General features: G+C 63.0%; 9 protein-coding genes. 8 read left to right on the top strand and 1 reads right to left on the bottom strand.

Features of this window, described 5'->3' with window-relative positions; genetic code table 11:
* Position 1: 1 nt before the first annotated feature.
* The 8 genes from NMA52_RS00185 (at position 2) to NMA52_RS00150 (ending at position 10,584) form a co-directional block, all read left to right on the top strand.
* Positions 2–970: a hypothetical protein gene (locus NMA52_RS00185; RefSeq protein WP_254825606.1), complete on the top strand. Its 969-nt coding sequence runs from the start codon at positions 2–4 to the stop codon at positions 968–970.
* Positions 971–1,086: 116 nt separating this feature from the next.
* Complete coding sequence (locus NMA52_RS00180) at positions 1,087–2,793, top strand: GMC oxidoreductase (protein ID WP_254825605.1); 1,707 nt, start codon at positions 1,087–1,089, stop codon at positions 2,791–2,793.
* Positions 2,793–3,392 (top strand): gluconate 2-dehydrogenase subunit 3 family protein, encoded by a 600-nt coding sequence (locus NMA52_RS00175; protein ID WP_254825604.1) that lies wholly within the window; start codon positions 2,793–2,795, stop codon positions 3,390–3,392. Before NMA52_RS00180 ends, NMA52_RS00175 begins: the two co-directional genes overlap by 1 nt.
* A gap of 61 nt (positions 3,393–3,453) precedes the next feature.
* Positions 3,454–5,970 carry a M14 family zinc carboxypeptidase gene (locus NMA52_RS00170; protein WP_254825603.1) on the top strand — a complete coding sequence of 839 codons (2,517 nt, stop codon included), beginning with the start codon at positions 3,454–3,456 and terminating at the stop codon, positions 5,968–5,970.
* 79 nt (positions 5,971–6,049) lie between these two features.
* Positions 6,050–8,536: a transglycosylase domain-containing protein gene (locus tag NMA52_RS00165; protein WP_254825602.1), complete on the top strand. Its 2,487-nt coding sequence runs from the start codon at positions 6,050–6,052 to the stop codon at positions 8,534–8,536.
* A 64-nt stretch (positions 8,537–8,600) separates the two neighbouring features.
* Positions 8,601–9,257, top strand: coding sequence for a DUF1440 domain-containing protein (locus NMA52_RS00160; protein ID WP_254825601.1), 657 nt, complete (start codon positions 8,601–8,603; stop codon positions 9,255–9,257).
* A gap of 27 nt (positions 9,258–9,284) precedes the next feature.
* Positions 9,285–9,950: a 16S rRNA (cytidine(1402)-2'-O)-methyltransferase gene (gene rsmI, locus NMA52_RS00155; RefSeq protein WP_254825600.1), complete on the top strand. Its 666-nt coding sequence runs from the start codon at positions 9,285–9,287 to the stop codon at positions 9,948–9,950.
* A 10-nt stretch (positions 9,951–9,960) separates the two neighbouring features.
* Positions 9,961–10,584, top strand: a complete 624-nt coding sequence (locus NMA52_RS00150; RefSeq protein ID WP_254825599.1) for a hypothetical protein — start codon at positions 9,961–9,963, stop codon at positions 10,582–10,584.
* Positions 10,585–10,742: 158 nt separating this feature from the next.
* Here NMA52_RS00150 and hemB read toward each other — a convergent pair whose 3' ends face one another.
* Positions 10,743–11,729, bottom strand: a complete 987-nt coding sequence (hemB, locus tag NMA52_RS00145) for a porphobilinogen synthase (protein WP_254825598.1) — start codon at positions 11,727–11,729, stop codon at positions 10,743–10,745.
* Positions 11,730–11,741 lie beyond the last annotated feature (12 nt).

Genomic DNA, 11,741 nt, shown 5'->3' with positions numbered 1-11,741 from the left:
TATGCGGCCGTACGCTTACCTCCTCTGGGCGGGGGCGCTGTTGCTCTGCGGAGTAGTGGCGAGGGGACAGGACTATGCCTGGTGGAACGATCGTCATGACTGGGACGGCGTCTCCCCCTGGCAGGACTACCTCATCCTGTCCCCCGCCTTCATGGGCCCCAACGCCCTGCCCGTGCCCTTCCTGCGTAACGGATCGATCCGACGGGACGCCGAGTTTCAGCTGGACACGGAAGGGCACTTCAGCCGGGGCGACGATACCCAGAACCTTCATCTTCGACTTTTCCTGCCGCTCTTCTCCGACCGCGTGGGCCTGCGAATCGGCAGCGTCCCGATCGAACACTACCGTATGACCCCCGCAACCCGCGATGCCCGGCGGGCCCGGGATTACGACGGTCGGGGCGTGGCCAATGGCGATGTTTATTTGGGTACCCACGTTCAGTTGGTGCGCGACCACCCCCGCTTGCCCGACGTGCTCCTGGCCGTCAATTTGCGCACGGCCTCCGGCAACCGACTATCAGCGGCTCGCTTCACCGATACGCCGGGCTACTTCTTCGACCTTTCGGTCGGCAAAACCTACTCCCTCGCGGCAGCGGGGGCGAGCATACGTCCCTTCGCCATGGTGGGCTTTTACGTCTGGCAAACCTACCGGGACCATAACCCCCAGAACGATGCCTTCCTGTACGGTCTGGGATCCGAACTGAGCCTTAACAAGGTAGAGCTGCGGACCGGCCTAGGGGGCTACATCGGCTACCTCAACGACGGCGACCGGCCCGTCGTCTACCGGTTTTCCCTGCGCACCCGGAGAGAAGACCATTTGGTGCAGTACTACGGTCGCCTGCAACTCGGGCTTCACGATCTGACCTACACCTCCCTGCGCCTGGGCGTCGTGCTGCAGGTAGGCCGGCTTCCGAAACATCGTACCGGAGTAGGCACAAGAAGGGGCCTGGCGGGTGAGGTTGCCGATCCGTGAACGGGGGGACGGACGGACATTAAGCGGTAAGCAGGGTGCCCAAAACCGCGTCCGGAGAGCCGGAATAATACACCGTGAATTCCTACCTTTCCCGCTGAACGTCGATCGAAGAACACATGGCTAACTACAACATCGATGCCGACAAGGCACTGACCTACGACGCCATCGTGGTGGGTTCCGGCATCTCCGGAGGGTGGGCGGCAAAGGAGCTCACCGAGAAGGGACTCAGGACGCTCGTCCTGGAGCGCGGGCGCATCGTCAAGCACGTCGAGGACTACCCAACCATGAACGTGGACCCCTGGGACATGGAGCTGCGCGGCGGCCTCACCGCCGAGGAACAGGATAAGCACTACAAAAGTATTCGCACCGGTTTTATCGGCAAGGATACCGAACACTTTCACGCCAACGACCGCGACAACCCCTACACCGAGGTTAAGCCCTTCCTGTGGGTCAGGGCCCACCAAATGGGGGGGCGCTCCCTGCTGTGGGGCAAACAGACCTACCGCTGGAGCGACCTCGACTTCACCGCCAATGCCCAGGATGGTCACGGGGTCGACTGGCCCATCCGCTACCGCGACATCGAGCCCTGGTACACCTACGTGGAGAAGTTCGCCGGCATCAGCGGCGCGAAACTCGGCCTGAAGCAACTCCCCGATAGCCACTTCCTGCCCCCGATGGAAATGAACGTCGTGGAAAAGGCCGTACGGGAGCGGATCGAGAAGAACCACCCGGGTCGCCACATGATCATCGGCCGGGTCGCCCACCTGACCGTGCCGCACAACGGGCGGGGGCAGTGCCAGTACCGCAACCGCTGCAGTCACGGCTGTCCCTACGGCGCTTACTTCAGCTCCAACTCCACGACCCTCCCCGCCGCGAACGCTACCGGAAATCTGACCATCCGACCCTTTTCCATCGTCCAGGAGGTCATCTACGACGACGAGAAGGGCAAGGCCACCGGCGTGCGCGTCATCGACGCCGAGACCAGCGAGGTGATTGACTACAAGGCGCGCGTGATCTTTCTCAACGCGTCGGCCCTGTCCACCACCCAGATCATGCTCAACTCCAAATCGAAGCGCTTCGAGAACGGGCTGGGCAACGACAGCGGCGAACTGGGCCACAACCTCATGGACCACACCTACCGGGTAGGCGCCACGGGTACCGTGGAGGGATTCGATGACCGCTACTACAAAGGTCGGCGACCGAATGGCATCTACATTCCCCGCTACTGGAACGTCGATGCGGCCAGTAAATCGGATAAGTTCGTGCGCGGTTTTGGCTACCAGGGTGGTGCCGGGCGGGGCGGCTCGCGGGAAGCCGCCAACCTGCCGGAACACGGCGCGGCCTTTAAAGATAAACTCTTGCGACCCGGCCCCTGGGAGTTCTTCATCACCGGCTTTTCGGAGAGTCTGCCACAGCACCGCAATAAGGTGACCCTAAATTCCGACGTCCTGGACAAATGGGGACAACCCACCCTCAGCATCGATGCCGAGTGGGGGCCCAACGAGCTGGCCCTCAACGAACAAGCCCGCACCGATGCCGTGGAAATGCTAGAACGTGCCGGCCTGAAGAACGTGATGGGCTTCGACAATAAGCACGAAATGGGCTACGGCATCCACGAGATGGGCACCGCCCGCATGGGTCGCGACCCGAAAACCTCGGTACTCAATGCTTACAACCAAGTGCACGCGGCCAATAACGTTTTCGTCACCGATGGCGCCTGCATGACCTCCTCCTCTTGCGTGAACCCCTCCCTCACCTACATGGCCCTGACCGCCCGGGCCGCCGACCACGCCGTTTCCGAACTCAACAAACAGAACATCTGATGCTGGACCGCAGAGAAGTTTTACGCCGCATCAGCTGGTTGGCCGGAGGCGCGCTCGTCGCCCCCTCCGTGCTCGGGCTGATGCAATCCTGCTCCCCCGACCGGGAACTCGACTGGGCCCCCGCTTACTTCAGCGACGACGAGGCCCGCTTCGTGACCGCTTACGTCGACACCCTCCTTCCCACCACCGACACCCCGGGCGGACTCGACGTAGGTGTCGACCGCTTCATCGATAAAGTCATGGCCGCGACCACCCCGGCGGGCGATCAACCGTCGCCCATGCGAACGGGCATTCTGACCTTCGACGACGATGCCCGTACCCGCTTCGGAAAGGTATTCCACGAACTGGAGGCCGACCAACGAGGGCAACTCTTCAGCGAGGCCGAGAAAGCGCCGCGGTACCAACCCGCCGTCTGGGGAACGGCCGTCGGGGAGCAACCGCCCGTTGGATTCTACCGCTCGCTGAAGTCGATGGCGCTCTGGGGCTTCCTCAGTTCGGAGGTCATCGGGACGGAAGTCCTCAACTACGACCCGGCGCCGGGTGAGTACAACGGCGACCTGCCCCTGAGCAGCGTGGGGGGGCGGAGTTGGAGCCTGTAGCCCCGCGGACGGTGTAAGGTCTTGCGTGAATTACCTTTGCGGCTCCACAGATCCCCACCAGATGCGATTGCTTTTTTTCCTACTTCTGATTGCTCCCGCGCTGCGCGCCCAAATCACCACCCCCGACGACTTCCTGCCCCACCGGCTCGGCGAGACCTTTACCCACCACCACCAGCTGGTTAATTATTACCAACGCATCGCTCAGGAGAGCCCCCGCGTCAACCTGGAACAGTACGGGCTCACCAACGAGGATCGCCCGTTGCTGCTCGCCACGGTCAGCACCCCCGAGAACCTGGCCCGCATCGAAGCCATTCGCGAGAACAATCTGCGCCGGGCGGGACTGCTCGACGGCGCCACCGACCCGGCCCTCGACAACATTGCCATCGTGTGGCTCTCCTTCAGCGTACACGGCAACGAAGCCGCCGGATCGGAAGCCAGCATGGGTGTCCTCTACGACCTGGCCAATCCCGACAACCCGGAAACCAGCAAATGGCTGGAAAACACCGTAGTGCTTCTCGACCCCAGCGAAAACCCCGACGGCTACAACCGCTACACGAACTGGTACCGCCAAATGGCCAACCGCTTCGTCGAAGCCAACGGCACCACCCGCGAGCACCGGGAGCCCTGGCCGGGCGGCCGCACGAACCACTATCTGTTCGACCTGAACCGCGACTGGGCCTGGCAAACCCAGGTCGAAAGCCGGCAGCGCCTTGTCAAATATCACGCCTGGATGCCCCACATCCACGCCGACCTCCACGAACAGGGCTACACCTCCCCCTACTACTTTGCCCCGGCCGCGGCCCCCTACCACGAATACATCACCGACTGGCAGGGCGACTTCCAGACCGAGATCGGTCAGAACCACGCCCGCTACTTCGACCAGAACGGCTGGCTCTACTTCACCCGGGAGCGCTTTGACCTCCTTTACCCCAGCTACGGCGATACCTACCCCACCTTCAACGGCGCCATCGGCATGACCTACGAGCAGGGCGGCGGCGGCCGGGGCGGCCGGGCCATCGAGCTCCCTACCGGCGACACCCTCACCCTGTACGACCGGGTTGCTCACCACCGCACCACGGCCCTCAGCACGGTGGAGATCGCTTCCCGGGAGGCCGAACGACTGACGAGTGAGTTCGCGGACTACTTCGTCAACGCCACCAACCAGCCCCAGGGCAAGTACCGGACGTACGTGATCAGTGGAAGCAACGCTCCCGGTAAGCTTCGGGCCCTGACTACCCTACTCGATCGCAACGGCATCCGCTACGGTCGTGCTACGCAGTCCCGGGACTTCGACGGTTTTGATTACGGCAGCGGCGGCAGCGGCAAATCGCGGGTCATGGCCGGCGACCTGGTCATCTCCGCCCACCAGCCCCGCGGCGTACTGGCCCAGGTACTCTTCGACCCCTCTTCCGTTGTGGAGGATTCGGTGACCTACGACATCACGGCCTGGTCCATTCCCGCCGCCTACGGGCTGGAGACGCGGGCCAGCACCGCGCGACTGGACGTCACCACCGAACCCTTCGTGCTGCCGGCCTACGATAACCCGCTGGCGGGGCAGGACGTCGAGACGGCCTACGCCTTCGCCCTACCCTGGGAGGGGATGACCAGCGCCCGCTACCTTGCCGCCCTGCTGCGGGCCGGCATTCGGGTGCGCACCTCCGCGCAGGCCTTTTCCTTTGGCGACCAGCGGTTCCCGGCCGGCACCATGATCATCAACCGGGGAGATAACCGGGTAACGCCCGACTTCGCGGAGAAGCTGCGGCGGCTGACGGCCGAGCACGAGGCGCCACTCACGGTGCTACAGACCGGCTTCAGCGCCACGATCGGCGGAGACCTGGGGAGTAGCAACTACGCGCTGGTCAGCGCACCGAAGGTGGCCACGCTTTCCGGCGAGGGCGTATTCAACAACGAATTCGGGCAGGTCTGGTACTACTTCGAGCAGGATCTGGAGTACCCCGTCAGCGTTTTTCACCGGGAAGACGTAAACGAGGTATTCGACGGTGATTATGATGTGCTCGTCTTACCCGAAGGCCGCTACGCATTCACCGACGAGGAGCTTTCGTCGCTGACCGCCTGGGTGCGGGGCGGCGGCAAGCTTATCGCCATCGGAGCGGCTAACGGTAGCCTGGCGGGCCGGGAAGGCTTTGGGTTGACGAACAAGGAGGCCCAGGACACCCTTTCCGAAGAGGAGAAACAGGAAAAAATACTGCTGCCCTACGCGGGTCAGGAACGGCGCTTTATTGCCGGCTACATCCCCGGAGCCATCGTGAACGTCGAGATGGACGGTACCCACCCCCTGAGCTTCGGCATCGGCGACCGCTACGCTTCCCTCAAAGTGAGCGAGGATGCCTACGCCTACCTCGAGAACGGTTGGAACGTCGGACGTATTCGGGCGGGTGCGCGGGTGCAGGGTTTTGTCGGGAACCAAGCCTACCGCAAGATCCAGGAAACCCTCAACTTCGGGGTGGAACCGCTGCGGCGGGGAACGGTCATCTACCTCGTCGACAACCCCCTGTACCGGGCCTTCTGGGAGAACGGCAAGTTTCTCTTCGCCAACGCGCTGTTTCAGGTCCAGTAAGTTTTCTATAACACCGAGTGTTGCGGCGAACTCACACGCATTCGGTGCCGGCCCGCGTTTACCCTAGATATTATTCCCTATGGCGAAATCCCGCTCCCAAAAACTGCGACAGTCGCTCGACCGCTGGGTAAAGCAGACGCGCAAGTTCATAAAGACCTCCTCCTGGCAAAAGCTGGCGCTCACCGCGGTGGCCATCCCCGTAGCGATCGTCGTCGTGCTCTTTCTGTTTCTCTTTGCCGGCGTGATGCTGGGTGCCTACGGCCATCTTCCGGACAGAACAGAACTCGCCAACATCGAGAACGCGGATGCCTCCTCGGTGTACGCTTCCGACGGCGTGCTGCTGGGGAAGTACTTTGAGATCAACCGGGTGAGCGTGCCGGCGGAGAGTATCAGTCCGCACGTCACCAAGGCGCTGATCGCGACCGAGGACAGCCGCTTCTTCGAGCACCAGGGCATCGACCTGCGGGCCCTGTTCCGGGTAGCGGTGCGCACCGTCCTGATGGGCGACCGCAGTGGCGGCGGCGGCAGCACCATCAGTCAGCAGCTCGCCAAACAACTCTACCCCCGCCGACAGTACAGTCGTTTCGGAATGCTCAAGGTGAAGCTGCGGGAAATGGTCATCGCCAGTCGGCTCGAAGACGCGTACACCAAGCAGGAGCTGCTCAATCTCTACCTGAACACCGTCCCCTTCGGCGAGAACGCCTACGGCATCGAGGTCGCCGCCAACCGATTTTTCGGTAAACCGGCCGCTAAACTGAACCTGCAGGAGTCGGCCATCCTCATCGGCCTGCTCAAGGCGAACACAACCTACAGCCCGCGAAACCACCCGGAAAAAAGCGTCGGCCGCCGTAATGTGGTCCTGAACCTGATGGCCAAGAACGGCAGCATCCCCGTAGCCGTAGCCGACAGCGTATCCGAGCTGCCCCTGAAGCTCAACTACCGCCGCGACAATGACCGCATCGGCTCGGCCCCCCACTTCCGGCAGCGGCTGCGGACCGACGTACGCAATGCCCTCGCGGACCTGACCCACCCCAGCGGTCGGCCCTACGATCTGGACCGCGACGGGCTACGCATCTACGTTTCTCTCCACTCCAAACTACAGCAGCTGGCCGAAGAAGCCGTACTCGAGCAACTCCCCCGCATCCAGCAGAACCTGGCCGACGACTGGAAGTCCCGAAAGCAGGCTCCCTGGGAGGAGGCCTTCTCCGGGGCCCTGAAACGCAGCACCCATTACCGCGCCCTCGAACGGCGGGGACTCTCCGAAGCGCGGATCATGGAGGAACTGCGCAAGCCCCGCCGCATGACCATCTACGACGGTCGCCGGGCCGCGCCGGTCGATACCCTGATGCGGCCCGTGGACAGCCTGCGGCACTACTTCACCCTCATGAACGCCGGGCTGCTGGCTACCGATCCGGCTACCGGCACGGTGCTTGCCTGGGTAGGGGGGGTGGACTACCAGTACGTACAGTACGACCACGTCAACAGCCGCCGGCAGGTCGGGTCGACCATCAAACCGGTCGTGTACGCTACCGCCATCGAACAGGGAGTGTTACCCTGTGAGTACACCCCCGCCGAGCAGGTAACTTACGCCCAGTTCAACGGCTACCGCCCCGGCAACCCCGGCGACCGCTACGAGGGGGCCTATTCGATGCGGGGCGGGCTGGCAAAGTCCGTCAATACGGTAGCCGTCAGCATGGCCGTCCGCAGCGGATTGCCCAGCGTGGCCAGCCAGATCAACACCATGGGCGTGGAGACCGAAGTACAGGCCATTCCCAGCATCGCTCTGGGCACCGTGGAGGCCAACCTGGTCGAGATGAATACCGTCTATAGCGCCTTTGCCAACCAGGGCCGCCGCCCGGCGGGCATCCACTACCTCGACCGTATCGAGGACAGCGACGGCAAGGTGCTCGTCGAATTTAAGCGCCCCACCGAAACCCAACGGGTACTGGACGAGCAGACCGCTAAGATCGCCACTTACCTGATGGCCGGCGTAGTGAACGGCGGTACGGCCGCCCGCCTGCGGTCGACCTACGGCATCCGGGGCGCCCTCGCCGGAAAGACGGGCACGACCCAGGATCAGTCGGACGGATGGTTTCTCGGCTTCACCCCCAAATTGGTAGTCGGCACCTGGGTAGGCGCGGAATATCCGGCGGTCCATTTTCGCACCCTTAGTCGCGGCTCCGCTACCGCCACCGCCATGCCGGTCTGGGGCACCTTCATGCGCAAAGTGCAGCAAACGAAAGGCCTCGAGCAATTCACCGGCGGAGGATTTCCTTCGCTGGACGAAATGACCCTCGCCCTACTCGACTGTCCGGACTACCTCGAGGAGATGCCGATCTTCGCCGACCTCAATCTCAGCGAGGAAGTAGCCCGCGCCCTGGGCCGCTTCGACCAGTCGGAAATTCGGGAGAAGGTGGAAGACAAGGAGCGCCGCCGCAACGAGTCGGCCAGTGAATACGCCGCCCGCATTGCCCGGGAGCTGGAAAAGGACGACCGCAAGGAGGAGCGGCGCGAGGACCGCAAAAAGTCCTGGATCAAGCGGCTCTTCGGGAAAAAGGACGACTAGTCTGCCGCGCCCCCCTCCGCGAACCTGGCGCCCCCGACTTCCGTTGGACCAATAAAACCAACATATGTCATTCCTCGATAAAATTATCGATTCCGTAAAGGACATCGATCTCACGCCCGTAGAAAAGTACGCGTCCAGCGCATACCACTCCGCCGCCAGCTCCGCCAAGGACGCCGAGCGCTACGCCGTTGGTGCATACCACGGTGCCGGCGATTACTTCGAGCGCACCCGTACCCACGGGGAGCCCGATTACGTTCGCGGATTCGTGGCCGGTATGATCGGCGGCCTCGTCGGTACCGGCATCAAAATGCTCGTTGACCGGGCCCTGCCTACCGCCCAGCCCCAGGAGGAGCACGATGCCCGCCTTCAGGTCGTTGAAGGTGCCGAGGAGTTGACGAACACCGACATGAACCGCAACCAGGAGGAAGTTGCCCAGCAGGCCCTTAACATCGCTTTCGGCGCCATCGTCGGGGGTATTTACGGGGTGATCACCGAGGCCGCTCCCGCCGTTCAGGCTCCCGCCGGCGTGCCCTTCGGCGCTGCGCTGTGGACCCTGGCCCACAAAGTTGGTCTGCCCGCCCTGGGTCTGGCACCCAATCCGCTGAAGGAAGACCTGAGCCTGCAGGCCGGTCAGCTGGGCAGCCACATGGCCTACGGAGCCACCGTAGAGATGGTGCGCCGCACGGTGCGTCACGCCATGGACGAAGAAGATTTGCTGTAGTCAGCCCGCGCGGCGACCTTTGTCTCCGTGCTTTACCTGATTCCCACTCCCATCGGCAACCGGGAAGACATCACCCAGCGGGCGCTGCGCCTACTGGAGGAAGTCGACCTCGTTCTCGCCGAAGATACCCGTACTTCGCGGCCGCTGCTGCAGCACTACGGCATCGAAACCCCACTAAGGGCCTATCACGCCCACAATGAACACGCGCTCGTCGAACAGCTCGTGACGGAACTAAAGAACGGTTCCACCTACGCCCTGATCACCGACGCCGGCACTCCCGGCATCAGTGATCCGGGCTTTCTTTTGGTACGTGCCTGCCGGGAAGCGAAGATCGAAGTCAGCTGCCTGCCCGGCCCCGCGGCCTTCGTTCCGGCCCTCGCCGCGAGCGGCATTCCCTGCGACCGCTTTCACTTCGAAGGGTTCCTTCCCCACAAAAAGGGTCGCCAGACGCGCCTGACGTACCTCGCGGAACTCCCCCACACCTTCGTGCTCTACGAAAGCCCCCACCGCATCGCCAAACTGCTCGGTCAGTTGGAAGAGCACTGCGGCCCGGACCGGCAAGCCTGCGTGGCCCGTGAAATTTCTAAACTCTACGAAGAGATCACCACCGCCTCCCTCACCGAGCTGAAGGCCGATTACGCCGCCCGCGGCAAGGTAAAGGGGGAGATCGTGGTCGTCGTCGCCGGCGCATAAACCTCGCTAAATGTTGTCTACTCACCTGCTTGCTCACGGCATCACTCACCTCACCGATGCCCGCTACTTCGCCGCCTGGTACCCTGACTACCTCTGCTTCCCCCTCGGGGAGGGCGGACTATCCCTCGATTACTTCCTCGCTATCCGCGAATGGGTGGAAGGGCCCGTCTGCGTCGTAGAACTGGGCGGGGACGCGGGAGCAGCTTACACCGTAGAAGAGCTACGCGATGCCGGCGTCACCCACGCCCTGATCGACTACGCCACGGATGCCGGTCCCTTCCGGGCAGCCGGCATCGAAGTACTCACCCGCCTACCCGTGGCCGGCTACGAATCGGCCCCCGACGTAGCCGAACGGCTGAATGAATTGTCCGGCACCGTACTGCTCGACTTTACCGACGGCGGCATCACTTGGAGTGACCTAGCCGACGGCCACCCCTTCCCGACCGGCATACTCAAGACAATGACCGAGGGACGGGAAGTTTTCATCCGCATCGACCTGACCCCCGACGAAGCCATGGCAGCCTCTAACGTAGCCCACGGCATTGCCCTGCGGGGAAGCGGGGAGGAAAAGGTAGGATATAAGAGCTTCGATGACATCGACGATCTCCTGGACGCGCTGGAGGAAGATGTGTAATTGACCAAGCATGGTAGGGGCTTTTCAGTCGGCCCTGTATGGGGAGTACTATTCGTTGTGAGCTGCTCGGCGTGCAACGCCTCGACCTAAGTTCCACAATCCGTGTTCCATCCGTGCCCATCCGTGGTGAACCTGTCTCGGACCAAAGGCCACTCGACCTATTGCTGCTGCCAGCGGGCGAAATCCTTCGCGAAGTAACTGATGATCACGTCCGCGCCCGCCCGCCGGATGCTGAGCAGGGCCTCGGAGGCCGCCTGCTCGTAATCCAGCCAGCCCCGTTCGGCGGCGGCCAGCAGCATCGCGCATTCCCCGGAAACATGGTAAGCGGCAATGGGCAAGGGATGTGCCTCGTGCAGACGGTAAATGATGTCAAGGTAGTTGAGGGCCGGCTTCACCATCAGATAGTCAGCGCCTTCGTCCGCGTCCAGGGCCGCCTCGCGGAGTGCCTCCCGGGCGTTGGCGGGATCCATCTGGTAGGTTTTCTTGTCGGAGGGTACGTCCTGCAGTTTCCGGGGGGCGCTGTCGAGGGCATCGCGGAAGGGTCCGTAGAAGGCGCTCGCGTACTTCGCCGAATACGACATGATCGCGGTGTCCGTGAACCCCGCCGCATCCAGTGCCCGGCGAATACTCCCGACCCGACCGTCCATCATATCGCTGGGCCCGATGATGTCAAAACCCGCACGGGCCTGGGCTACGGACATGGCATCCAGCAATTTGAGGGTTTCGTCGTTGTGGATCTTTCCGTCGATGACTACCCCGTCGTGACCGTCGGTGCTATACGGATCCAGGGCGGCATCGGAGATCAGGCACACCTCCGGAAAGCGGTCCTTGATGGCCCGGGCGGCGTGGAGGTAAAAGTTCTGCTCGGCGGTGGCGTAGGTGCCCGTCTTGTCCTTATGCTCCTCCGGTACCGCGGGGAACATCATGAAACTTGCCAGGCCCACCCGCAGGCAGTCCTCGATTTCGCGCAGCACCTCGTCAATGCCCAGGCGGAAAGTACCCGGCAGACTGGGGATCGGCAGCCGTGCCCCCGCATCCGGCATCAGGAATATGGGCTGTACGAGGTGACCGGCGTTCAGCTCCGTCTCGCGTACGAGGTTGCGGACGGCGGCGGAGGAACGGTTGCGGCGGGGACGGGAAAGCATAGATCGGGCCAT

This window comes from Lewinella sp. JB7 (assembly GCF_024297185.1).
Classification (GTDB): Bacteria; Bacteroidota; Bacteroidia; order Chitinophagales; family Saprospiraceae; genus Neolewinella.
Note: the sequence above shows the minus strand (reverse complement) of the source record. Positions and strands in the feature narration are given on the sequence as shown.

Bases quoted from the DNA above. Each gene is read 5' to 3' on its own strand.
- NMA52_RS00170 (WP_254825603.1), top strand. From the start codon at position 3,454: ATGCGATTGCTTTTTTTCCTACTTCTGATTGCTCCCGCGCTGCGCGCC.
- NMA52_RS00165 (WP_254825602.1), top strand. From the start codon at position 6,050: ATGGCGAAATCCCGCTCCCAAAAACTGCGACAGTCGCTCGACCGCTGG.
- NMA52_RS00150 (WP_254825599.1), top strand. From the start codon at position 9,961: ATGTTGTCTACTCACCTGCTTGCTCACGGCATCACTCACCTCACCGAT.
- NMA52_RS00180 (WP_254825605.1), top strand. From the start codon at position 1,087: ATGGCTAACTACAACATCGATGCCGACAAGGCACTGACCTACGACGCC.
- hemB (WP_254825598.1), bottom strand. From the start codon at position 11,729: ATGCTTTCCCGTCCCCGCCGCAACCGTTCCTCCGCCGCCGTCCGCAAC.
- NMA52_RS00175 (WP_254825604.1), top strand. From the start codon at position 2,793: ATGCTGGACCGCAGAGAAGTTTTACGCCGCATCAGCTGGTTGGCCGGA.
- NMA52_RS00160 (WP_254825601.1), top strand. From the start codon at position 8,601: ATGTCATTCCTCGATAAAATTATCGATTCCGTAAAGGACATCGATCTC.
- NMA52_RS00185 (WP_254825606.1), top strand. From the start codon at position 2: ATGCGGCCGTACGCTTACCTCCTCTGGGCGGGGGCGCTGTTGCTCTGC.